21 protein-coding genes and 1 other RNA gene are annotated in these 22,068 nt (G+C 63.4%); 9 read left to right on the top strand and 13 right to left on the bottom strand.

All coding sequences use genetic code 11. From position 1 onward, the window contains the following. Positions 1-43 precede the first annotated feature (43 nt). Positions 44-1,489, top strand: coding sequence for an amino acid permease (locus tag QNA11_RS07880; protein WP_283482596.1), 1,446 nt, complete (start codon positions 44-46; stop codon positions 1,487-1,489). Between the two features lie 10 nt (positions 1,490-1,499). Further along, positions 1,500-2,936 carry a cryptochrome/photolyase family protein gene (locus tag QNA11_RS07875; protein ID WP_283482595.1) on the top strand — a complete coding sequence of 479 codons (1,437 nt, stop codon included), beginning with the start codon at positions 1,500-1,502 and terminating at the stop codon, positions 2,934-2,936. A 16-nt stretch (positions 2,937-2,952) separates the two neighbouring features. Here the strand turns inward: QNA11_RS07875 and QNA11_RS07870 are convergent, their stop codons facing one another. Further along, positions 2,953-4,284 (bottom strand): AmpG family muropeptide MFS transporter, encoded by a 1,332-nt coding sequence (locus QNA11_RS07870; RefSeq protein ID WP_283482594.1) that lies wholly within the window; start codon positions 4,282-4,284, stop codon positions 2,953-2,955. A 117-nt stretch (positions 4,285-4,401) separates the two neighbouring features. Here QNA11_RS07870 and cobT point away from each other — a divergent pair, with 117 nt between their 5' ends. Continuing rightward, a complete protein-coding gene (gene cobT / locus QNA11_RS07865; protein WP_283482593.1) occupies positions 4,402-5,424 on the top strand; it encodes a nicotinate-nucleotide--dimethylbenzimidazole phosphoribosyltransferase in 1,023 nt (340 codons plus the stop codon). 66 nt (positions 5,425-5,490) lie between these two features. Continuing rightward, positions 5,491-6,417, top strand: coding sequence for a LysM peptidoglycan-binding domain-containing protein (locus tag QNA11_RS07860; protein ID WP_283482592.1), 927 nt, complete (start codon positions 5,491-5,493; stop codon positions 6,415-6,417). 101 nt (positions 6,418-6,518) lie between these two features. Here the strand turns inward: QNA11_RS07860 and QNA11_RS07855 are convergent, their stop codons facing one another. The 4 genes from QNA11_RS07855 to mnmA all read right to left on the bottom strand — a co-directional run bounded on the left by QNA11_RS07855 (position 6,519) and on the right by mnmA (position 9,298). Next, on the bottom strand, positions 6,519-7,106 hold the full coding sequence (locus QNA11_RS07855) for a 5-formyltetrahydrofolate cyclo-ligase (protein ID WP_283482591.1): 588 nt from the start codon (positions 7,104-7,106) through the stop codon (positions 6,519-6,521). 31 nt (positions 7,107-7,137) lie between these two features. Further along, a non-coding RNA gene (ssrS, locus tag QNA11_RS07850) (6S RNA) lies at positions 7,138-7,292 on the bottom strand. Between the two features lie 39 nt (positions 7,293-7,331). Next, positions 7,332-8,054 (bottom strand): class I SAM-dependent methyltransferase, encoded by a 723-nt coding sequence (locus QNA11_RS07845; protein ID WP_283482590.1) that lies wholly within the window; start codon positions 8,052-8,054, stop codon positions 7,332-7,334. Further along, positions 8,051-9,298, bottom strand: coding sequence for a tRNA 2-thiouridine(34) synthase MnmA (mnmA, locus tag QNA11_RS07840; RefSeq protein WP_283482589.1), 1,248 nt, complete (start codon positions 9,296-9,298; stop codon positions 8,051-8,053). The genes QNA11_RS07845 and mnmA overlap by 4 nt, the downstream gene beginning before the upstream one ends. A gap of 204 nt (positions 9,299-9,502) precedes the next feature. Between mnmA and QNA11_RS07835 the strand changes: the two genes are divergently transcribed. Continuing rightward, entirely contained in the window at positions 9,503-10,444 is a 942-nt protein-coding gene (locus tag QNA11_RS07835; RefSeq protein ID WP_202073600.1) for a ribose-phosphate pyrophosphokinase, read from the top strand. A gap of 294 nt (positions 10,445-10,738) precedes the next feature. On the opposite strand, the gene QNA11_RS07830 is transcribed toward QNA11_RS07835, so the two are convergent. Together QNA11_RS07830 and QNA11_RS07825 are read right to left on the bottom strand one after the other, a co-directional pair. Next, a complete protein-coding gene (locus QNA11_RS07830) occupies positions 10,739-11,515 on the bottom strand; it encodes a hypothetical protein (RefSeq protein WP_283482588.1) in 777 nt (258 codons plus the stop codon). Positions 11,516-11,620: 105 nt separating this feature from the next. After that, positions 11,621-12,658: an acyltransferase family protein gene (locus tag QNA11_RS07825; RefSeq protein ID WP_349362185.1), complete on the bottom strand. Its 1,038-nt coding sequence runs from the start codon at positions 12,656-12,658 to the stop codon at positions 11,621-11,623. Between the two features lie 182 nt (positions 12,659-12,840). On the opposite strand from QNA11_RS07825, the gene QNA11_RS07820 reads away from it, so the two are divergent. After that, the gene (locus tag QNA11_RS07820) at positions 12,841-14,367 is read left to right on the top strand and encodes an acetate--CoA ligase (protein WP_283482586.1); all 1,527 of its coding nucleotides are present in this window, start codon (positions 12,841-12,843) and stop codon (positions 14,365-14,367) included. 107 nt (positions 14,368-14,474) lie between these two features. Here the strand turns inward: QNA11_RS07820 and QNA11_RS07815 are convergent, their stop codons facing one another. Then, positions 14,475-14,993: an HU family DNA-binding protein gene (locus QNA11_RS07815; RefSeq protein WP_283482585.1), complete on the bottom strand. Its 519-nt coding sequence runs from the start codon at positions 14,991-14,993 to the stop codon at positions 14,475-14,477. Between the two features lie 184 nt (positions 14,994-15,177). Between QNA11_RS07815 and QNA11_RS07810 the strand changes: the two genes are divergently transcribed. Genes QNA11_RS07810 through QNA11_RS07800 form a run of 3 tightly spaced genes read left to right on the top strand, consistent with a single transcriptional unit; the run spans position 15,178 to position 17,601 of the window. Further along, positions 15,178-15,504: a hypothetical protein gene (locus QNA11_RS07810; RefSeq protein WP_202073605.1), complete on the top strand. Its 327-nt coding sequence runs from the start codon at positions 15,178-15,180 to the stop codon at positions 15,502-15,504. Between the two features lie 4 nt (positions 15,505-15,508). Further along, positions 15,509-17,107 (top strand): OmpA family protein, encoded by a 1,599-nt coding sequence (locus tag QNA11_RS07805; protein WP_283482584.1) that lies wholly within the window; start codon positions 15,509-15,511, stop codon positions 17,105-17,107. Then, the gene (locus tag QNA11_RS07800) at positions 17,104-17,601 is read left to right on the top strand and encodes a Rab family GTPase (RefSeq protein WP_202073607.1); all 498 of its coding nucleotides are present in this window, start codon (positions 17,104-17,106) and stop codon (positions 17,599-17,601) included. Before QNA11_RS07805 ends, QNA11_RS07800 begins: the two co-directional genes overlap by 4 nt. 91 nt (positions 17,602-17,692) lie before the next feature. Here the strand turns inward: QNA11_RS07800 and QNA11_RS07795 are convergent, their stop codons facing one another. The 5 genes from QNA11_RS07795 to QNA11_RS07775 form a co-directional block, all read right to left on the bottom strand. Continuing rightward, a complete protein-coding gene (locus tag QNA11_RS07795) occupies positions 17,693-18,502 on the bottom strand; it encodes a hypothetical protein (RefSeq protein ID WP_283482583.1) in 810 nt (269 codons plus the stop codon). A gap of 276 nt (positions 18,503-18,778) precedes the next feature. Beyond that, complete coding sequence (locus QNA11_RS07790) at positions 18,779-19,555, bottom strand: alpha/beta hydrolase (RefSeq protein ID WP_283482582.1); 777 nt, start codon at positions 19,553-19,555, stop codon at positions 18,779-18,781. A gap of 58 nt (positions 19,556-19,613) precedes the next feature. Continuing rightward, positions 19,614-20,165 (bottom strand): GNAT family N-acetyltransferase, encoded by a 552-nt coding sequence (locus QNA11_RS07785; protein ID WP_283484175.1) that lies wholly within the window; start codon positions 20,163-20,165, stop codon positions 19,614-19,616. A 70-nt stretch (positions 20,166-20,235) separates the two neighbouring features. Next, a complete protein-coding gene (locus tag QNA11_RS07780; RefSeq protein WP_283482581.1) occupies positions 20,236-20,835 on the bottom strand; it encodes a LysE family translocator in 600 nt (199 codons plus the stop codon). A 245-nt stretch (positions 20,836-21,080) separates the two neighbouring features. Beyond that, positions 21,081-21,803, bottom strand: a complete 723-nt coding sequence (locus QNA11_RS07775) for a class I SAM-dependent methyltransferase (RefSeq protein WP_283482580.1) — start codon at positions 21,801-21,803, stop codon at positions 21,081-21,083. Positions 21,804-22,068 lie beyond the last annotated feature (265 nt).

Here is a 22,068-nt window from a genome sequence, read left to right as displayed (position 1 = left end):
GCGGCCAAAGAGATGCGCCGCGCATTCGCGAAAGGGCGGCGCATTGTCCGAGGTCGAGCGGAAGATTTACCTCACGCGCAAATCCGTGGTCGCCATCCTCGCGGCGCATGACGCCGAGAAAGAAGGCGACGGGCTGAAGCGGGCGCTGGGCTGGGCGTCGCTGATGGCGCTCGGCATCGGCGGCATCATCGGCGCGGGCATTTTCGTGCTCACGGGCACAGCGGCGGCGAATTACGCCGGGCCGGGCGTCATGGTCTCCTTCGCGCTCTCAGGGATTGCCTGCGCCTTCGTCGCCTTCTGCTACGCCGAGCTTGCCGCGCTTCTGCCGGTCTGCGGCAGCGCCTACACCTATACTTATGTGACGCTCGGCGAGATTTTCGCCTGGATCATCGGCTGGAATCTCGTCCTGGAATATGCCGCCGGCGCCGCGACCGTCGCTGTCGGCTGGGCGGGCTATTTCAACCGCGTGCTGCATGGGTTGGGGATCAGCGTTCCATCGCAGTACACGACCGCCTATTTTGCCGCCCCGGGCGATCCCGCCGTGCATGGGTTCTTCAATTTTCCCGCCGCGGGCATTGTCCTTTTATTGACCATGCTGCTGGTGCGCGGCACGCATGAGTCGTCGCGGTTCAACAATGTGATCGTCGCTCTCAAGGTTGTTGTCGTGCTGATGGTGATCGCGGTTGGCGCGGCGCATGTCGACGTCGCCAATTGGTCGCCGCTCATTCCCGAGAACAGCGGCGAGTTCGGCGTCTATGGATGGAGCGGCGTGGCGCGCGGCGCCTCGGTCGTCTTCTTCGCCTATGTCGGCTTCGATTCCGTCTCGACGGCGGCGCAGGAGGCGCATACGCCGCAGCGCGACATTCCGATCGGCATCATCGGTTCTCTCGTCATCTGCTCCCTGCTTTATGTGGCGGTTGCGGCGGTGGCGACAGGCGTCGTGAATTACAGGGATCTCGGCGTGCCCGATCCGATGGCGCTGGTGATGGATCACACGGGCGTCGCCTGGCTCGCATGGGTCGTGAAATTCGGCGCGCTCGCCGGGCTGACTACCGCCATTCTTGCGCTGCTCTATGGCCAGACGCGCGTTTTCTTCACCATGGCGCACGACGGCCTGTTGCCGGCCTTTTTCGCCAAGCTGCATCGCCGCTATCGCACGCCGGCGGCGAGCCAGATCCTCGTCGGCGTCACGGTGGCCCTCGCGGCCGGCCTGTTTCCGATCGATATATTGGGAGAGATGGTGAGCATCGGCACGCTGGCCGCATTCGCGCTGGTTTGTTTCGCCGTGCTCCAACTGAGACGAACCCATCCGGAATTGCGCCGGCCCTTCCGGGCGCCCGGCATTCCGGTGATGCCGATATTGGGCATTTTGTCCTGCATCGCGCTCATGGTCGCACTGCCGCTCGATACCTGGCTGCGGCTCTTGGTCTGGACCGGCATCGGCCTCGCCATCTACGCCTTCTACGGGATCACGCACGCGAGGCGATAAAGGAGGCGCAATGGCGCCGGCGATCGTCTGGTTTCGCAACGATCTTCGCCTCGACGACAATCCTGCCTTGATGGCGGCGGCGCGCTCTGGCGCGCCGCTGGTTGCGCTTTATGTGCTCGACGACGACAGCGCTGGCGCGTGGCGCATGGGCGGCGCGAGCCGCTGGTGGCTTCACCATTCGCTCTCCTCGCTCGCCGCCGATCTCGCGCGGCTCGGCGTTTCGCTGATCCTGCGGCGCGGCCGCGCGGAGTTTGCGCTGGAAGCCGTGATCGCCGAGACGGGCGCGAGCGCCGCCTATTGGAACAGGCTTTACGAGCCCTGGGCCATGCGCCGCGACAGCGAGATCAAGGCGATTCTGCATGGGCGCGGCCTTGCGGTCGAGAGCTTCAACGGCCCGCTGCTCTTCGAGCCCGCTCATATGCGCAACAGGCAGGGCGAGACCTTCAAGGTCTTCTCGCCCTTCTGGCGCGCATGTCTTGCTGCGGGAGGACCGCCAGCGCCCTTGCCGGCGCCAACCAAGCTCGATGCGGCTCCGGCGCCGGCGAGCGACAGATTGGACGACTGGAGCCTTTTGCCCAAAAAGCCTGACTGGGCGCGGGGCCTGCGCGATGCTTGGAAGCCCGGTGAAGCGAGCGCTCGCGCACGTCTCTCCGATTTCGTGAAGAATCACGTTGTGGGTTACAAGGTCGCGCGCGACGACCTCGCGGGGCAGGGCGTGTCGCGCCTTTCGCCGCATCTGCATTTTGGCGAAATCTCGCCGCGGCGCGTCTGGGCGGAGGTCATGCAGTCGGCGGGCGAGGCCGGCCTGCCTTATTTACGCGAGCTCGGTTGGCGGGAGTTCTTTCATCATCTGCTCGTGGCCAACCCGGAGATGCCGGAGCGCGCGCTCGATCGGCGTTTCGATGGTTTTCCCTGGCGCGACGATCCCTCCGCGCTCGAGGCCTGGCGCAGGGGGCGCACAGGCTACCCGCTCGTCGACGCCGCCATGCGCGAATTGTGGCTCACCGGCTTTATGCACAATCGCGCGCGCATGGTGGCCGCGAGCTTTCTGGTGAAGCATCTTCTCCTTCCCTGGCAGGAAGGCGCGCGCTGGTTTTGGGACACGCTTGTCGACGCCGACCTCGCCAACAATAGCGGTAACTGGCAATGGGTCGCTGGATGCGGCGCCGACGCCGCGCCTTATTTCCGCGTGTTCAATCCGGTTTTGCAGGGCGCGAAATTCGATGCCGACGGCGCTTATGTGCGCCGCTTTGTTCCTGAATTGGCGGGGCTTGAGTCGCGGTGGATTCACCGGCCCTGGGAGGCGCCGGCGCATGTGCTCGCGGCGGCGGGCGTGACGTTGGGAGAGACCTATCCGCTTCCCATCGTGGATCACGCCGCAGCGCGCGCGCGTGCGCTCGCCGCCTTTGAGGCGATGCGGGCGAGCGGCGCCGATTTTAAAGCCTAAGGGCAGGCCGCTTCTATCAGTCCGTCTCGGCGGTTCTTTCCGCCGATGTCTCGGTCAGATCGCCTTCTCCGAGCTGCTCCTGCCTGCGCCAGACCCACCAGGCGAGAATGGCGACCGGAAGCCCCATCAACGACGTTCCGACGAAGAACGTCTCGAAGCCGGTGTGCTTGATGATGAAGCCGGATGTTCCCGCCAGCAGGCTGCCGGGCAGGGCGCAAAGCGAGGTGAGCAGGGCAAACTGGCTCGTCGCAAATTCTGTCGAGACCAGCGACGACATGTAGATGATCAGCACCACCTGCGCGAAGGCGTAGGCGAAACCCTCGATCCCCACGGCGAGCGCAAAGTCTGTGAAGTCGTGGCCATGCGCCGCGAGCCACGCCAGGGACAGATGCGAGGCCGAGCCGGCGATCGTCCCGATCACGAGGCTCTTCAACATCCCGAACTTGCGCACGACAAGGCCGGCGAGAATGGTGCCGCCGAGCGCGATCCAGAAGCCGAAAACCTTGGTGACCGTGGCGATGTCAGCTTCTGAGAAATGCAGGCTCTTGAACAGCGGCATGGCCATGGCGGTGGAGACATAGCCCGGCATGCGAAAGCCCGCGACAAGCAGCAGGATCGCCAGCGCCATCGGCCCGAGCCGGCGCCAGAGCTCCTTGATCGGCTCGGTCACGGTGAAAGCGAAGCTCGGCCGCGCGCGATGCGGCTCGAAATCGGAGGGCGGCTCGGGCGCGAGGAAGGTCGCGACGAGGCCCAGCGTCATCACGCCAGCCATGCCGAGATAGGCCGCCCGCCAGCCGTAGAAATTGGCGAGATAAAGCGCGCCGGCGCCGGCGACCAGCGCGCCGACGCGATAGCCCATCTCGGCGACCGAGGTCATGAAGGCCAGCTTCTCCTTCGGCGCGACGGTGATGCGCCAGCCATCGACGGTGATGTCCTGAGTCGCGCCGGCGACGCCCAGCGCAAAGGAAAAGAAAATTGTCCAGGCAAGCCAGCTTCCCGGATCGCCATAGGCGACGCCGACCAGCGCGATGATGACGGCAATTTGCGAGACGAGGACCCAGCCGCGCCGGCGCCCGAGCAGCCTGGAAAAGATCGGCGCGTCATACTCATCGAGGAAAGGCGCCCAGAGCCATTTGAATTTATAGGCGAGCGTCATTTCGCTTAAGAGACCGATGGTCTCGATCGGCACTTTGGCATCGTAGAGCCAGGCAGATTGCGTGCTGTAGACCAGAAGAAAGGGCAGGCCGGTCGAGAAGCCGAGCAGGATCGCCGCGCCGATGCGGCGGGGATCATTGTTGAAATGCGTGAGGAAGGATGTCTTGTCGCTGGGCGCTGCGATGTCGTGCACGGCGTACCTCTGGAAGGATTGCGCGTCATTAGAGAGTGCGACGCTGCGGCGTCAACGCATCTGGGGAATGCTCTTTCTCAACTCGCCATTTCGGTCTCCAGGCGCTACACCCCGCGCATGGCTCACGACATCCGTCCCTTTGAAGAAATCCGCATGCTCTTCGCCAATCTTCCGGCGCCGAGCGAAGAGGCCGTCGCCGCCGTGCGGGCGCGCGACGCGCAGCTCACCAAGCCGCCGGGCGCGCTCGGCCGGCTCGAGGAGATCGTCGAATGGCTCGCGGCCTGGCAGGGCGTCGCCGAGCCGGCGATCGCGCGACCGCTCGTCGCCGTCTATGCGGGCAATCATGGCGTCGTGGCGCAGGGCGTCTCCGCCTTTCCGGCGAGCGTCACCGAGCAGATGGTGCAAAACTTCATGAGCGGCGGCGCCGCGATCAATCAAATCTGCAAGGCGCATGACATCGGCCTGAAGGTCTATGAGCTGGCGTTGGAGCGGCCGACCCAGGATTTCACGCTGGCGCCCGCCATGGACGAACGCGAGGCGGCGGCGACTTTCGCCTATGGTTTCGAAGCCGTAGAGGGCGGGATCGACCTGCTCGCGCCCGGCGAGATGGGCATCGGCAATACGACGAGCGCCGCCGCTATTTACGCATCGCTCTATGGCGGGCCGGCCTCGCGCTGGACCGGGCGCGGCACGGGCGTGAATGAAGAGGGCCTCGCGCGCAAGAATGCGGCAATCGACGCGGCGCTCGCGCTGCACGGGCCGCATCTCACCGACCCCCTGGAAATCCTGCGCCGCCTCGGCGGACGCGAGATCGCGGCGATGATGGGCGCGATCACGGCGGCGCGGCTCAATAATGTGCCCGTGGTGCTCGATGGTTATGTCGTTTGCGCCGCCGCCGCCTTGCTTCACGCCATGACGCCGGACGCTGTCGCCCATTGCGTGGCGGGCCATGTTTCGCCAGAGGGCGGGCATCGCGAGGTTTTGGCGCGGATGGGCAAAAAACCATTGCTCGATCTGGGGATGCGGCTTGGCGAGGGGTCGGGGGCCGGCTTGGCGATCGCTATCGTCAAGACGGCGCTCGCCTGCCACCGCGACATGGCTACTTTCGAGAGCGCCGGGGTAAGCGGCAAGGACGCTTAGGCCGGCTTACAAACTGTTGTCACATCGGCGTGCACAGCTTGGCAGTGAAACAGGAGCCTGTCGCCAATGAACCCGGACCTTTTGTCCGCCAACCTCTCCCTTGCTTTTATGGCAATTATCGCGGCTGCGCTTCTCGCGCATCTGAGCCAGCTTGCGACCCGGCGCCGCCTGTTGCATGGCGTTTATGCCGCGACGGCAGCGGGTCTGCTTTATCTTTTCGGGGAGAAAGCTCTCGGCTGGAGCTTTGTCCCGCGCGACGTCCTGCTAGCGGTCTATGCGGCGCTGTTCGTCGCCGTCGCCGGCGCGGCGCTCCTGCGCCGCGGCAAGGGCGAAGACATCCCCTGGATCGGTCTGCTGATCGAGCAGGGCGCGATGGCCTATATTTTCGCGCCCGGGGCCTATTGGAAGCCGCCGCTCGCGGCGCTGCTGCTGCTCTACTTCCTGCTCGAGCTTTTCAGTTGGCTCAAGGGCCGCGAGGAGACGCGCGCGACGGCGGGCGCGTCCACGGACAACCGCCCGCCGCTTTATCCGCCGAAGCGGGTGCGTGGCGCGCGGGAAATGGCTCTCGCGGGCGCGGCGGCGGCGCTTGCCTATGTCTTTGCCATGGGCACGGGGAAAGTTCCGGCGCCCCCGGCTCCCGAAGAGCAGGCGAATGTCGAGCAACAGACCGCAGAGTCGCCTGCGAGCTCGGAGACGCCGGCCGAGAGCCAGGCCGCAGAAGCGCCGGCGCCTTCCGAGGAGTTGAAACCGGCCGAGACCGCCCAGGCGCCCGAGGCGACGACGCCGCCCGACGCTGCGCCAGCGGAAAAGCCAGCCGCGCCTGAGGATACTTATACCGCGAAGGCGGGCGAGACGCTGAAGACGATCGCCAGGAAGCTCTATGGAAAGGCGGACAAGCTGCGCGCGCTTACCGCCGCCAACCCGGGGGTCAAACCGGGCGCGAAGCTCAAGGCGGGGCAGGTGATCAAGCTGCCCGAGCCGCCTGCGAAGTAGTAAGAACCCTATCCGTCATTGCGAGGAGCGTAGCGACGAAGCAATCCAGAGCCGTGTTGCGGCCCTGGATTGCTTCGCTTCGCTCGCAATGATGGGCGGCTTTAAGCCGGAATAATTAGTTCCCGCTCGGTCATCAGATAATCGAGGCGCTCGTCGTGCGGTTCGGTCGGCACATGGTCGGTCTCCTGGCAGGAATAGGCGAGGCCAACAACCGTTACCGCCTTCCTCGGGCGTAGCTGCGCGAGGGTCGCGTCGTAAATGCCGCCGCCATAGCCGAGGCGGAAGCCCTTGCGGTCGAAGGCCGCCAGCGGCGAGAAGATGACGTCGGGGTCGCGCGCCGGCTTGTCTTCGGCCGGCTCGGAAAGGCCGAAGGGCCCTTTCACGAGATCGTCGCCGGGCGCGAAATCCCGGAAGACCAGAGGATGCCGGACCTTGTGCATCACAGGCAGCACCACCCGATAGCCCTTTCGCGCGAGAGCCTCGATCAGCGGGCGGGTGTTGAGCTCGCTGCGAATCGGCCAGTAGACCGAAACAATGGGCGTTTCGAGCCCTGTTGTCGCTGACAGCTCTTCGACGAGCGCGAGGCCGCGGCGGGCGACCGACAAAGCCGCGTCATGGGCTTCCGCATGAGTCACGAGGTCGCGGCGCGCCAGCGCGCGCCGGCGCAATTCTGTCTTCACATCGGTCATTGAGAAGGGGCCGGGAAAGCGAGAGTGAAAGCGCGGGCCACGTGAGCCGTGGGACATCGATCCCGGGAACCTACAACGTAGGTGGGCGCCGTGTGGCCGAGCCCACGGGCAAGACCAGGGACAGCTCCCATAAGGATCGATAAGGCCCCGGGGAATAATAGTCCTGCACGCACCCCGCAGCGCCGCTCATACAACTTAGCGCGCCGCGCGCCTCGGCGCCAGTGCTCAGGCGTATTCGAGTTCGGCTTGCGTCTCGGGCGTTTCGGCGCTCTGGCTGACCGGCAGGCGTTTGATGCGCACGAAGGTGAAGAGGCCGAAAGGCGCCAGCCGCCGGCGCTCCACCAGCCGCATCTCGGGGCGCCGGTCGATCCAGTCGCCGATAATCGCCCAGGGAAATTGCGGGCGCCAGCCGAGCTTGGGCGCGACATGGCGGTCGAGCCAATGCTCGAATATCGCGAAGGGATCGTCCTTGCGGCTGACATGGTTGACGAGGATGATCTCGCCGCCCGGCCGCACCACGCGTCCCAATTCATCGAGCATGGCTTCCGGCTCCGGCGCCACGGTCAGCACGAATGGCGCGCAGACGCAGGCGAAGGTCGAATCGGCGAAGCCCATGCGCGTCGCATCCATCTTGCAGAGCGCCACCACATGGCTCAGTCCCTGTCGGCGCACGCGCTCGCTGGCGCGGCGCAGCATCGGTTCGCAGAGATCGACGCCATAGACCTCGTTATGCGGCTCGAACATGGGAAGCTCGAGCCCAGTGCCGACGCCGACGTCGAGAATCGGGCCGTCCGCCTTGGAGGCCGCAGTTGTGAGGGCGCGGCGGCCGGGACGGAACACGGCCGTGAAAGCGAGGTCATAGATCGGCGCCCAGCGCGCGTAAGCGGCCTCGACGTCGCCAGTGTCCAGCGATTCGATCTCGCGGCTCGAATCTGTCGCTTCGGTCATCTCGGCGCCCTTTGCGCGGTTGCGGCGCGCGGCGGCGACGCCATGACGGGAACGCTTTGTCTGGCCGGCTCGACCGCGGCGATGAAGCCGCCGCCCAGCACGCGCGCGCCATCGCCATCGTCGATAGGGTCGTAGAAGACGCAGGCCTGTCCCGGCGACACGCCGAATTCGCCCGTCGCGAAGACGACTGTCGCCTCCTGGCCTTCACGCGCGAGGAGCCGCGCAGGGACGGGCGGGCGAGTGGAGCGGACGCGGGCCATAATGTCGATCCCTTGCGGCGGCAATTGAGACAACGCGCCAGGGCCGATCCAGTTCACACCCCGCAAGGCGACGGCGCGCGTTTCCAACGCCTCGCGCGGGCCGACGATGACTTGGGCTTTCGCCGCGTCGATGCGCACCACATAAAGCGGCTGCGCGTCACGGCCCGCGACCGCGGCGCCGAGACCAAGGCCTCGTCTCTGACCTATCGTATAATGCACGACGCCCGCATGACGGCCGAGCACCCGCCCGTCGATATGGACGATCTCGCCCGGCACCACGGCCTGAGGCGCGAGCCGCTGCACGACGTCGGTGTAACGTCCGCTCGGCACGAAGCAAATGTCCTGGCTGTCGGGCTTGTCCGCCACTTCGAGCGAGAAGCGGCGGGCCATGTCGCGCACCTCCGCCTTGGTGTAGTCGCCGAGCGGAAAGCGCAGCATCGCGAGCTGCTCCCGCGTCGTGGCGAAGAGGAAGTAGCTTTGATCGCGCGAGGCGTCCTTGGCGCGGTAGAGCGCCCGCCCGCCCGCGCCGTCGTCGCGCGAGGAGATATAATGGCCGGTTGCCAGAATATCGGCGCCGAGGTCCTTGGCGGTTTCGAAAAGATCGGCGAATTTGATGAATTGGTTGCAGGCGATGCAGGGGACCGGCGTCTCGCCGCTGGCGTAGGAGGCGGCGAATTCCCCGATCACCCGCTCCTGGAAGCGCCGCTCGTAATCGAGCACGAAATGCGGAATGCCGAGGCGCGCCGCGACCGCGCGGGCGTCCTGAATGTCCTGGCCGGCGCAGCAGGCGCCCTTGCGGTGGGTGGCCTCGCCATGGTCGTAAAGCTGAAGCGTCACGCCGACGACGTCGTAGCCCTGCTCCTTGAGAAGGGCCGCGACAACGCTCGAATCCACGCCTCCCGACATGGCGACGACGGCGCGCGTTGCGCCCGGCGACGCCGGTAGGGTCGAAACGTCATCCGCAGCGCTGGTGCAAATCGTCATAGTCTGGAGGTTACGCCTTGGAGTGATGGGGAGCCGGCGCCTATGCCGCGTCGCGGCAAAAACCCCGGCAAGCTGCCATTTAGAGCATTACCGGGCCGTGAGGCAATCGTATCGGGGAAAGGCGCGCCCATATCAGCGTCATATTGTTCCTGGGCCGCATGGCTGCTAAGACGCCGCAAACTGTAGCGGTGTAAGGATAGGTCCATGGCGGCGATGAAACTTCTGGCGGGCAATTCGAACCGGGCGCTCGCCGAGGCCATAGCGGCGCATCTCTCGATTCCGCTCTGCCGCGCGCATGTGCGGCGTTTCGCCGATCAGGAGATCTGGGTCGAGGTTCTGGAGAATGTCCGTGGCCAGGACACTTTCGTGATCCAGTCCACGTCCTTCCCGGCGAACGACCATCTGATGGAGCTCTTGATCATGATCGACGCGCTGCGCCGCGCGTCGGCCCGCCGCATCACCGCGGTGATCCCGTATTTTGGCTACGCGCGCCAGGATCGCAAACAGGGCGGGCGCACGCCGATCTCGGCCAAGCTTGTCAGCAATCTCATCACCCGCGCCGGCGCCGACCGCGTGCTGACCGTGGACCTCCACGCCGGGCAGGTGCAGGGCTTCTTCGATATTCCGACCGACAATCTTTTCGCCGCGCCGGTGATGGTCGCCGACATCAAAGCGCATCGGCAGTTGAAGAACGTGATGGTCGTCTCGCCGGACGTCGGCGGCGTGGTGCGCGCCCGCGCTCTGGCCAAGCGCATCGACGCGCCGCTGGCGATCGTCGACAAGCGCCGCGAGCGGGCAGGCGAGTCGGAAGTGATGAACATCATCGGCGACGTCGCGGGCCATAACTGTATTCTCGTCGACGACATCGTCGACTCGGGCGGCACGCTCTGCAACGCTGCCGACGCTCTGCTCGCGGCGGGGGCGGAATCAGTCCACGCCTATATCACCCATGGCGTGCTGTCGGGCGCGGCGGTCGAGCGCATCACCGCCTCGAAGCTCAAGGAGCTTGTCATCACCGACACGATCCGCGAGACGGACGCCGTGAAGGCGGCGCATAACATCCGCGTGATCCCCATCGGCCCGCTGATCGGCGAAGCGATCGCCCGCACGGCGCGCGAGGAGAGCGTGTCGAGCTTGTTCGATTAGCGGCGACGCCTGCAGTGGGCGCATGTCATTCCCGGCGGGAGGAATAACAACCCCTACGCAACCGCGTCATGCCCGCGCTTGTCGCGGGCATCCACGCCAGGACATTGCGACCACGCGGGGAGAATAAGTGGCGTTATTCCGGCTCACGCTCTCAGCTTTCCGCGTCGGCGCGGCGTGGATGGCCGCGACAAGCGCGGCCATGACGCGGAGAACACGTTAACCCGACTGTCGGCTCGGGATGCCCGATCGCTCGCTGCGCGAGCGTCGGGGATGACATCGGCCGGCTTCTTCGGCCTAGCCCCGCGCGTCGAAGGTCCGCACGCTGCCGTCGGCGAAGAAGACCTTCTTCACCAGAAAGACCGCCTTCAGATTTTCCCTGTCCTCGCTCACGAGGCGCCGGCCCTTGTCGTCGAGCTTGCCCGCGTCGATTTGCTCGTCCCAGCGGATCGCGCCGCCTCCGGAGATCAGCGCGCTCACGGCGATTTTCGTGCTGTAGACGGCCCTGTCCTGCTGATCGGTGAGCTTCATGACGCCCTCGAAGGCGCGGATCGCTTTGCCGGCGAGATTCTCGAAATTGAGGGAAAGCGTCACCCGCGCGCCGACGTCGCCGCTTTGCGAGATTTCCTTATTCAGAAAGGTGAAAGCGATCGGGGCCGGCGGGTGAGGGAAGTCCGGCTGCGCGGGATTGGGCCTGGGAGAGGCCGGCTCCGCGTCCTCTAGCTTTAGCGGCTCCCCTCTGGCGGCGAGGTCGGGCTTCGCCGGCGGCGTGGGGACATTTTCGACGGCGCCTTTGGGTTCGGCTGGCTTCGCTGTCGCGCCCTTCAGCAGGCGCGACAGCTCCGACTTCTCGGCCGGTTTGATGGCGCCGGGCGCCTCCGCGCGTTTTTGCTCGGGAGCGGTTTTGGCCGCCGGCGCAGCCGATTTCTCGGCGCTCACCAGAGCCGAAAGGCCGTGCTCGACCGACGCGCTGTTTTTCCCGAGGAAATAGCCCGCGGCGCCGCAGGCGAGCCCGACCGCCACGACCAGTCCGGCGGAGGATGTTTTCGAGGCTTGCGGTTTCTTCTTCGCCACGCGGCGGCTCCTGCATGAATCGCTTTTGACGAAAACTCGCGCCAAATGTCAGGCCGCGAAAGGTCCGCCTCTCGCCATGCTTGCCGTTGGGTTAACGAAGCCCAATCATTCGGCTGGCTGCATGGCGGCGCCCACTCGCGCCTCTGTCGCGCCCTCACGGATTTTCGATCGGAGAGGTTCGACGACGAGACCTTGCAGCCAGGACAGCGCGCCGGAGATCAGAAGAATCGGCGCGACCGAGGCGAAGAACAGCTCCCAGCCGCGCATCGCCGGGCTGGCGAAGAGCATGTAGCCGGCGAAGCCGCCCAGCCATTGCACGAGATAGATTGGGTAGCTCAAATCGCCGAGCAGGCGGTCGACACGGGCGAGGACCGGCCCGGTTTTCAATTCTGAGAGCGCCACGACGACCGGGATGGTCAGGAAGATATTCAAATAGAAACCCGCTCTGACCGGGTAATTCGCCGGGGCCAGGGCGGCTTCCGCGAAGAAATTGGTCATCCATAGGCCAAGCGCAAGGACGGCGGCGAGGGGCGGGATGCGCAGCGTGCTTTGGCGGCGCCAGAAATAGGCGAGGGCGCCGACCGAGAAGCTCATGATCGGGCCGTTAACTGAAAAATAGATTCGGTCGAAGGGCACGTCGTTCAGCGTCGCGACGAGATGCAAATAAATGCCGAGCGCAAAGCCGAAGAACGCAAAAGCGGGGCCTCGCGCGAGGAGGAGAAACAGAGCCCCGTACATCATGATCTCGATCGAGAGCGACCAGGCTGGCTCGATGAAGATGAACTGATCGGCCCTGAAAAAGATGATCGGGATCACGAGAATGTTTTGCACGATGTCGGCGAAGGTTGGCGGAAACCCCCACCGCGGCATGAAGCTTGCCGATTGGAGGGGAAAAATCTCGACGGCGAGGAAGGTCAAGAGGCAGGCCGACAGATATGTCGGCCCCAGCCTCAATAACCGGCTGAGCCAGAAGCTCTTGGCGTCGAAGCGATAGCGCTCGTGAAGCGCCGCCGTCATGGCGTAGCTCGACAATATAAAGAAACTTCCAACGGAGTAATATCCGATATGTTTACAATAACTGGCGCCCGAAAGGTGGGAAAAGACGACGCTGAGAGCGAGGAAAAACCTCAAAGACCCGGTCATGGTTTAGAGATGTCCTTAAAGAAGGCATGAAGGCGGGTGAAAGGCTGCCGTTGATCCAGTTTGAGTTGGGGGTCGCTAAAAAAGAATTATTGAACCAGGCAGCAATGGCGCGCCCGCCCGAGATCTCAGCCGCAACGCGCTTTGGCTTGCGAAGGCGGCTCGGCTGGTGCGAAAAGGCGCCGATGACGCAGACCTTCGTTCGAGAACCCGTTCCCGCCCGTTTCAATCTCGCCCGCTACTGCCTGGCGGAAAACGCCCGCCTTCGGCCGGACGCCACCGCCATCACCGTCGTCGGCGACGCAGGCGCGTTGCGCTGGACCCATTCGGAACTCGATCTGAAAGTGCGCCGGCTTGCGGCGGGCTTTTGCGCGCTGGGGCTCGCGCCCGGCGCCCGCGTCATGATCCGCATGGGCAATGAAGCCAATGCGGCGCTCGCCTATTTCGCGGCGATCGCCGCAGGCTATGTGCCGCTGCTCGCCTCCTCGCAGCTCACCTTCGAGGAAGCGGATTTCCTGCTGAAGGATTGCGGCGCCGCCGTACTGGCGCTCGGCGCGGCTTTCGAAGGGGAGGCGCATGAGGGGAACGCCATCGTGCTGCGCGGCGCCGATCTGGCGCGGCTCGCCGAAAGCGCGCCGTTAGAGGATTACGCCGACACGGGCGCGGATGACCCCGCTTATCTCGTCTACACTTCCGGCACGACGAGCCGGCCGAAAGGCGTGCTCCACGCCCATCGCGCCGCCTGGGGCCGTCGCCCGATGCGGGCGCATTGGACGGGGCTCGGCCCCGGCGACGTCATGCTGCACGCCGGCGCGATCAACTGGACCTATACGCTCGGCGTCGGGATCGTCGATCCCTTATCGGCGGGGGGCTCCGCCGTCCTCTACAACGGCCATCCCGACCCCGCCGTTTGGCCGCGTCTCATCGCCGAGCACCACGCCACGGTCTTCGCCGCCGTGCCCGGCGTCTATCGGCAGATGCTGAAATACGCCGCGCCGGAGATCGCCGATCTTGCCAGCCTGCGCCATTGTCTCTCGGCCGGCGCCGCGCTGCCGCCGAGCCTGTTGGCGGAATGGCGGGCGCGCACCGGCAAGGAGATCTACGAAGCTTTCGGCATGAGCGAATGCTCGACTTTCATTTCGAGCGGGCCGACGACCCCGGTGCATCCGGGCTCGCCCGGCCGTCCGCAGCCGGGCCGGGTGGTGGCGGGGCTGCCGCATGAGGGCGGCGAAACGCCGCTGCCGGCAGGCGAGACCGGCGTGCTCGCCGTGCGCCGCGACGAACCGGGCCTGATGCTCGGTTATTGGAACCGCCCGGACGAAGAGCGCGAGGCGTTTCGCGGCGACTGGTTCGTCTCCGGCGATCTCGTCGAATTCGACGCGGAGGGCTACATGCACCATCACGGCCGCGCCGATGAGGTCATGAACGCTGGCGGTTATCGCGTTTCCCCGGCGGAAGTGGAGAAATGCCTTCTCGCCTTTCCCCATGTCGCCGAAGCCGCCGCGGCGGAGCGCCCCGGCCGCGACGCCGACACGTCGATCATCAAGGCCTATGTCGTGATGCGCGACAATGCGCCCCGCGACGAAGCGGCGATCCTGGCGCATTGCCACGAACATCTTGCCGCTTACAAGCGGCCGCGCGCCGTCGTCTTTCTGGAGGCCTTGCCGCGTAACGCGAACGGCAAGTTGAATCGGAAAGCTCTGCCCGTTTGAGGGGCTGGGCCTGAATAGCCTCAGCAAAGCAAAATGGCCCGACCGCGCCGCGGGCAAGTCGACGCGGCCGGGCGCTCATCCGTCGCGGGGCAATGCGATCGGATGGATCACTCTTTTTCCAGTGTCGGCGCGCAGGACGGCATGTCGCCGGCGCTATGCGCCAGCGGCTGCCGTCGCGACGGCTTCGCGCCTTGGCGCGGCGTCGAACCGCTGATCGCGGCTTTGATCGTCGGCGAGGCTTTGAAGATGACGACCCGGCGCGCGTCGATCGGCACAGGCGCGCCCGTGCGCGGATTGCGGCCCGAGCGCTTATGCTTCTCGCGCACGACGAAGGAGCCAAAGTCGTGCAGCTTGAGGGTTTCGCCCGAAACCAGCGTCGAGACCATCTCGTCGATGACGCAATCCGTGAGGCGCTTTGCCTCGCGCCGCGAGATCCCCTTCACGCGCTCGAAGATCGCCAGGGCGATGTCTTGTCGCGTGAGCGCGCCGCGCTGGCTTTCTTCCCGCTCTTCGGAGGAGCTTGCCGCGGCTTTCAGCCGCGTTTTGATGGGTTCGTCTGATGTCGACATCAGCATGGCGCCTTCTCCAGCGTCTTGCGCCACAGGTCCATAAACAAGCAGCGACATTGACTTGGAGCGCATTAGAGCGCTTTCGGCGCCTCCCAACAGTGCTGTTGGTCACCATGACTCCATGACTTTCGTCATGGTATGTCGCATTTTACAAGTTGCGTGATACAAACATGGCTGTAGAGGGCTCTCATCCGGAGTCTCGAATTATTTGCGTTGCGTGCAGGGAGTCTCAAGAAATACAATGGATAACGGCATTAACGACGACAAACCGCAGCAGCTTCCCGATAATCTCCCCATCGGATTGATGTTCGATCCGATGGAGCAGATGCGCGAGCTGCTCTTCGGCGCCACGAAGCGAGAGACGGAGCGCCAATTCAACATTCTGGAAGCGAAGTTGGAAGAAACGCGCAGAGAGTTCCTGACGCGCTTCGAAGAACTCGACTCCCGCATCCTCGAACTGTCTCAGGAAACCGAGAAAAACCGGTTGGAGACGATAGAGGCGATCGGCGGCGCGATCGTCGAATTGGGCTACATCATCAAGGCGATGAGCGAGAAGCGGAAGGCTTGACGCGATGTCGGCGCCAAGTGGGATCGAGGCCTTCGAGAAAGTAAAGTCGCTTTTACTTGGAGAAACCGTCCGTCGACTCGACGAGACAGACGCACGTCTCGACAGGATCGACGCGCGCGTCGGAGACGAGGAGAAATTCGCCATTTCGTCGGGCGACGTCATGGTCGAGGCGTTCAAGCGCGCGGAACATAAACGCCCGCGTGACCTTACCGCCGCGCTGGCGCCTTCGGTCGTCTCGATCGTCCGCGCCGAGATTCGCAGCTCCAAGGATATGATGATCGAGGCCTTGTACCCGATCATGGGCCGTCTCGTGACGGTGACCGTCGCCAGCGCTTTCCGTGACCTCGTCGAGAGCCTCAACGCGCGCATCGAAGCGCTCATTTCCGCGAACTCGTGGCGTATGCGGCTGCGCGCTCTGCTGACCGGCCGCTCGATGGCCGAAGTCGCGCTCGCCGAAGCCGAGGCAGGCCGTTTGAAACGCGCGCTGCTGCTCGAGCGGGGGAGCGGTCGCCTGCTCGCGATATGGCCCGCGGAGGAAGGCGAGGAGGGCGGCAACGCCGATCTTCAAAGCGGCCTCATCGCCGCTATCACCGAATTCGCAGCAAATGTTTACGCCTATCGCGGCGGCGAATTGCGCATGCTCGACATCGGCTCGGGCATCGTGTTCTTGCGCGCCTCTCCGCGCGTGATCGTGGCGGGCGAATTCGGCGGCCAATTGTCGCGCCGAATGGAGCGCCGTCTCGACGACACCTTTCTGTCGATCGTCGAGCGGCACGAGGCGGATGAGGCTTCCTGCACGTCCACCGCTCTGGGCGATATGTTGAATGAAGCGCTCGCCGCAGAGAAATCGAGGCGGAGTAAAGCGCCGCTAATGATTTTCAGCGCCGCGCTGGCGTTTCTCGGCGCCTGGCTCGCCTGGGATTCGATGCTGCACGGATGGCGCGAGAGGCGCATCCGCGAGGCTTATGTCGTGGCGATGGCCGGCCATCCTGCTTTGGGAAAATATCCGCTCCGTCTCGAGATCGACCATCAAGCGGAAATCGTCGTTCTGCGCGGGCTCGCCGCTGACGAAACAGAACCTCGGACGCTCGCCGCGGAACTCATCGAAGCGGCCGAACCCTATCGCGTCGCCAGCGACGTCACCGCGGTTGCGCCTGTCGCGCAGATGGAGGCGCTCCGCGACGCGCTCGGCGAAGCGCATGCGGCCTTACAGCGCCTCAAGGCCGAACAGGAAGAGCCGCGCGCCAAGCTGCGGCGTTTCACGGACAGTTTCGCGGTCTTCTTCACAGAGCTCGACACGTTTCTCGATCCCGCCGCCGCCGCGGCCGGCCTCGACGAGCTGGCGTCGCTTCTCAAAGCGAGCGGCGAGGGCGTGCGCGTCGTCGGCTATGCCGACGAGGTGGGCACGACGGGCCGAAATCGATTTGTCTCGCGCAAGCGCGCCGAGAGGGTCATCGCGATGCTCGTCGAGCGCGGCGTCGCGCGCAACCGTCTCGCGCTCGTTTGGCGCTCGACATATAATCCCATCGGCGATCCCAATGCGGAGCTGCATAGCCGCCGCGTGTCGTTCGAAATGCCCTTCGCCGGGGAGTTCGCGAAGTGATTTCGGCGAAAGTCATGCTGCTCGGGGACATCGGCGTCGGAAAATCGTCGCTGGCGCGCCGCTTCGTCTTCGATCGCTTCGAGAGCGATTACAAGACGACGATCGGCGTCGATGTGCTCACGCATGACGTCGCCCTCGGCCCCGACGCAAACCATGAAACCTTACGTTTTGTCCTATGGGATACAGATGGGGATTTCGGCCTGCGCATTTTCGAGACGGTCTATCTCGCGGGCGCTTCTGCTGCGATCATCGTCGCCGATGCGACGCGGCCGGCGACGCTCGTGAAAATGGCGGGCCTCGCCACGCATTTCGAAGAAAGATTTCCCGGCCGCCCGGTGGCGGCGATCGTCAATAAAATCGACCTCGCCCCCGAACTCGCCAGCGACGCGTCGCCGTCGCGACACGACGTCGTTTATACGAGCGCCAAGACGGGGCAGGGGGTGGCGGAGATGTTTCTGTCGCTCGGCCGTGCGATCTGGCGGCGCGCGATGTGAAAGCCCGACCGGGAATCCAGAGCCACAAACGCTGGTGATCGCGCGCTGCGCGAGTGTCGGGAGCGACCGAACCAATCCAACGGATCGCGCATCAATTGCCGTTCGTTGGCTTGGAGCCCCCATCCGCCTCCGGAACGTCCTTTTGTTGCTTTGCCGCTTCTTCCTTCGCGAGATCGGCTCTGAGCGTCACGATATCGGCGACGAGCCGCTTCTTTCTTTCGTCGAGCGGCTCCTTGACGATTTTTTGGTAATCATCTTTCGACGCGCCATAGAAGGCGACGCCGAGGCTCGCGACTCTTTTTTCCAGCTCACCGCATTTTATCTCGATGACTTTCACCAGTGTTTCGGCTGGCTCATTCGATAAGGGCACAAGGCTTTTCGACTCCGAGACGAGACAGCTATCGAAGGCGCTCGCCGCTTCGGTCAAAAGCTTCGTGCGTTCGAGCTCGACCGCTTTGATCCGATCTTGCGCAACGCTCGCCGCCTCTTCGCCGCGTGGCGCTTGAGTGGCTTGTTCTTTTTCGACTTGATGGCGTTGCCTTTCGGAGGCGGCGGCCTGGTCGAACAAAGAACGGAGCCCGGGCTGCATCGACGCATAGGCGGACCGAATGATCGCGTTCGCTTCGCTGCGACCAAAATCGCCACGGAAAAGCGCGTCGCGCGCCAGATCGATGTGATTGCCGCACGCCGGGCGCAGCGAGCTTTCGATGCGCTCGAAAAGCGCCGCAGGGTCTTTTTTGGCGGCCTGTCTCAGATATTGCTTGGCGCAGTCCGCGTAAGCCGCAAAATGCGGCTTCACCTGCGAGGCGATAAATTGATCTGGTCCCGCAAAGACGGGGGAGGATACCATTACAGAGAAGCAGCAGACGATTCTGGAGAGAACCCGGACGATTTTGCTCATATCACACCTTCGGAAACGCCAGGGCGCTATGGCGGCTTTGCGCGCGCAAGAAACAAGCGCGAGACAGGATGGGCGGGGTTTGAAGCTTTCGAATCGACGTCGCCAGCGAACTATACCGGAGCGCTATTCAATTAAAAGCATGTAAATCAAGAACTTAGTTCAAATAGGCGGCGACGGTGGCGCGCATGGCCGCCAGACCGGCTGCCCGTCCATGACGGAAGGGACTGTCTGCTTCTGATTTTCTGCGATCGTTGATGGCTTGCCGAAAGCATCCCTTCAGCGGCGGCCGTCAGTGATGCAGCTCTGTTGCATTCGCTGGGCGGCATGGTCGGGCTTGTTCCTTGTAGAAGGCAGCGCCCATCGCAGTGCATCTGGCAGCGTAAGGCTCCATGCTGTGAAATCGTGACCTCCATCGAATTCGACATAACGAGGTCTGTAGCCGTGTCGCAGCAATGCATCTCGGAATCTCTTCACGGCTTCGATCTGGGAGACTGCCTGCAAAACATCCTCTTTGTGCAGGACGCCTTCCTGCGTTTCTTGAAGACCCACATCCAGGTAAAATTCTGTTTTTGGCTTGGGATCCAGTTTCTCAAAATAATCGATAATCCAACAATCGTTCGACCAGAATGAGCCAGACTGGGCGATCACTTTTGTGAATCGGGATGGGTTCACCATCGAGACATAAGCCGCGGCCAAACCGGTATAGCTAAGACCCGCGATCACGCGCTCCTGGGCCTCGAGTGCGCTAGGATAGACGCTCTCCAGCCACGGGAATAACTCTTCTTCGATGAACTGAGCGAACGGAGAATAGCAGGGGCACTCCACCCATCTGGATGCGGCGCTTTCCATCGAGACAAAGACAAAAAGTGAATTAGCGATGTCACCCTTGGAATCGAGGGCGTCGATGATCGACGTTGCGCCAACACGGTCTCGGTAAAGCTCCGCATCCAGAAACACAGTCACGTTCGTGGCCCTATGCTCCGGCTCACGCACCCATACCGTCCGCTCATTCGCAAGGTGGATGCTCTTTAAGGTATGCTGTGTTTCTTTCATTACACGACCCGACGGTTAAAATCCGGGATTGCCGCGAACTGAAACGGATACCGGATCTTCAAGCCAGGGAGTGAGGCCGCTGAATCTCGAAAAAGTGGCAAAGCTCGTAACGCTCACGGGCGGGTGCGTAGACCATGCCCTCCCCAGTTGGCTTCATTCCAAAAGCTCTCAGAACGGCAATCGACGCTGCATTTCCCGGTTGAACCGCCGCCTCGATCACGTCGAGATCGAGCAGGTCGAAACCTGCCGCCAATGCTACCGGGGCAAGCTCCCTCATGTAACCCTTGCCGTGATGCTTCTCGCCGAGCCAATAACCAAGAGAGCCGCGCCGACGGTTGTCTTCGTCGCGGAGGAGCATCACCCACCCGGTCAGCTCGCCGCTGGCTTTTTCGGTCACGGCGAAAGGTAGTGCATCGCCCCGCCGCGCCCGTTCACAAGCGGCGCCGATACACACGACAGCCATTTCATAGGTAAAAGGGACGGGCCAATAAGCCACCCATCGGCTGACTTCCGGCGTCATCATCGTGGCGGTCGCTGCCGCATCTTCGGCGTCGACACAGCGTAGGAGGAGTCGGGTCGTCTCCAATGGTTGAAATGGGTCGCTTTCCATACTTTGACAGATACCACAGATCGACATCGCAGGCGCTGATCCTGCGCGCGTAGGCAGTCTGCCGCTTCGATTACCACGCCGCTTTCGCAGCGAGCGTCAGCAAGAAAATGCCCGCAATGATATTGAAAGCGGCCATCACATCGCTGCTTCCCGCGGCCTTCGCGGCCGTCGCGAAAGCCGCACCGCAAAGCGTCAGGAGTAGCGCCATAATCGAGACGTGGATCGAAGCGGCGAGGAAATAGGAACTCAAATTCGCGCCCGCAAAAAGAGGGACAACCGTCAAATAAAGAAGGAGCGGCTTTACGTTTAGCAGATTGGCGGTGATAGCGCTTGTCATCTTTACAGAGTCGAGGCTGGTCACTTCAACGCGCGTCACTCCGGACAACCCCTCTCCGATCATGCGGAGCCCCAACCACATCAAATAGATTGTTCCGCCGATTTTGAGGGCCCACATAGCCGCTGATGATCGGGCCAAGAGATTCGAGACGCCCAAACCTGCCAATGTCGCGTGGATGTAGATGCCGGTCGCCGTCCCCGCTATTACTGGCGCTACTCCGCGCAACCCGGAGCGCGCCGCGTTGCTCATGGCCATCGTAAAGCTGGCTCCGGGAGACAAAGCGATTGGTAAAATCGCAGCCGTGAAACCGGTTATATCCATGTTGATTTGCATATTACCGTTGCGATAGCGCCTGTATCGCCCGCTCTGTCCGGGTGCGCAAATGCAAGCGCGCCGCAAGATAGTGGCTTTATGAGGCCGAGGGAAAGCACGATCCAAGGAGCTTCCGATGCGCCTGAATGTCAGAAAGCCGAACTGTATCGAAGCGCTACCCAATTAAAATCACTGGATCACGTAAGATTGGCAAGCTCCTGCACGGTAAGTCGCCGCGCTCGTGATCCGATCCCCCCCACAGGACCCTAAGGGGAGTTTTGCGGAAGCCGCCATTCCATCACGAGAAACCAAGGAGCGCGGCGATATCTTGCCTCCCGTTCAGGGTCGTCTCCCGACTGCGGCTGCGGTTCATCGAAGAAAGTCAGCGTAAGGCCCTGCGCAAGCAGTTCTTTCATATACGACGCTAATGGTCGATGCCAGTTTTTGACGCGAATGCCTGACCACTCGACCCACTCGGGGAACTCCTCCAGGTAGCGATCGACCGGGTAATAAAGACAGTTTCCGTCCTGATCTGTTATCCAGCCGCTCGAACACGACGTGATGAAGCTATTTAAGTTTGCGATGAGTAGAGTCCCGCCGGGCTTTAGCACACGCGTCATTTCCGCCAGCGCCGCGCGGAAGTCATCTATGTCGAGTAGCGTCAAATAACTGACGACGAGGTCGAAGCTTTCGGCGGCGAATGGCAGGCTCTCCGCTCCGCCGATGCGGTAATCGCCATCAGGGTCGCGCTGACGCGCATGAGAAATCAATTCTTCGGTGGGGTCGATTCCCACCACATGGATACCTTTTAATTTGAGCGCGCGGCAAAAGCGTCCTTCGCCGCACCCCACGTCGAGCGCGCGCTCGAAAAGCTTTCCGGATACCCGCTCCATGATCACAGGATCGAGCACATGCTCGCGTCCAAAATCGCCGCGTTCACCTTGCGTCGCGATCCACGCGCTCGCCGATTCTTCCCAGCCGTTGCTCATAAGGCGCTCCATTAGACGAATTTATGATTTAAAACTGCAAGGATAAGCAAAACCGCGAATGGCGCAGCCGGGCGACGAGGTTTGCCACTGGCCCATCGCGCATCTTTCCTAGCATTCCTGCTCAGCGTAACGCATGCATACATTCATGTCGCGGCCCTCGTCATGGCCGGGCTTGTCCCGACCACCCACGCCGCGCAACGGCGGCTAACGCTGGGCATAGGTCGATCATGGAACATTTGCGTCGGCTAGCAGGACAGGGAGCATC

It is taken from the genome of Methylocystis sp. JR02, assembly GCF_030063565.1.
Lineage (GTDB): Bacteria > Pseudomonadota > Alphaproteobacteria > Rhizobiales > Beijerinckiaceae > Methylocystis > Methylocystis iwaonis.
This window is presented reverse-complemented; position numbering and strand designations above follow the sequence as displayed.

Coding starts and splice junctions, on each gene's coding strand:
- QNA11_RS07775 (WP_283482580.1), bottom strand. CDS start 21,803: ATGAGCAACGGCTGGGAAGAATCGGCGAGCGCGTGGATCGCGACGCAA.
- cobT (WP_283482593.1), top strand. CDS start 4,402: ATGGCTCACGACATCCGTCCCTTTGAAGAAATCCGCATGCTCTTCGCC.
- QNA11_RS07785 (WP_283484175.1), bottom strand. CDS start 20,165: ATGGAAAGCGACCCATTTCAACCATTGGAGACGACCCGACTCCTCCTA.
- QNA11_RS07795 (WP_283482583.1), bottom strand. CDS start 18,502: ATGAGCAAAATCGTCCGGGTTCTCTCCAGAATCGTCTGCTGCTTCTCT.
- QNA11_RS07810 (WP_202073605.1), top strand. CDS start 15,178: ATGGATAACGGCATTAACGACGACAAACCGCAGCAGCTTCCCGATAAT.
- QNA11_RS07845 (WP_283482590.1), bottom strand. CDS start 8,054: ATGACCGAAGCGACAGATTCGAGCCGCGAGATCGAATCGCTGGACACT.
- QNA11_RS07855 (WP_283482591.1), bottom strand. CDS start 7,106: ATGACCGATGTGAAGACAGAATTGCGCCGGCGCGCGCTGGCGCGCCGC.
- QNA11_RS07820 (WP_283482586.1), top strand. CDS start 12,841: ATGACGCAGACCTTCGTTCGAGAACCCGTTCCCGCCCGTTTCAATCTC.
- QNA11_RS07780 (WP_283482581.1), bottom strand. CDS start 20,835: ATGCAAATCAACATGGATATAACCGGTTTCACGGCTGCGATTTTACCA.
- QNA11_RS07825 (WP_349362185.1), bottom strand. CDS start 12,658: ATGACCGGGTCTTTGAGGTTTTTCCTCGCTCTCAGCGTCGTCTTTTCC.
- QNA11_RS07860 (WP_283482592.1), top strand. CDS start 5,491: ATGAACCCGGACCTTTTGTCCGCCAACCTCTCCCTTGCTTTTATGGCA.
- mnmA (WP_283482589.1), bottom strand. CDS start 9,298: ATGACGATTTGCACCAGCGCTGCGGATGACGTTTCGACCCTACCGGCG.
- QNA11_RS07815 (WP_283482585.1), bottom strand. CDS start 14,993: ATGTCGCTGCTTGTTTATGGACCTGTGGCGCAAGACGCTGGAGAAGGC.
- QNA11_RS07875 (WP_283482595.1), top strand. CDS start 1,500: ATGGCGCCGGCGATCGTCTGGTTTCGCAACGATCTTCGCCTCGACGAC.
- QNA11_RS07790 (WP_283482582.1), bottom strand. CDS start 19,555: ATGAAAGAAACACAGCATACCTTAAAGAGCATCCACCTTGCGAATGAG.
- QNA11_RS07805 (WP_283482584.1), top strand. CDS start 15,509: ATGTCGGCGCCAAGTGGGATCGAGGCCTTCGAGAAAGTAAAGTCGCTT.
- QNA11_RS07835 (WP_202073600.1), top strand. CDS start 9,503: ATGGCGGCGATGAAACTTCTGGCGGGCAATTCGAACCGGGCGCTCGCC.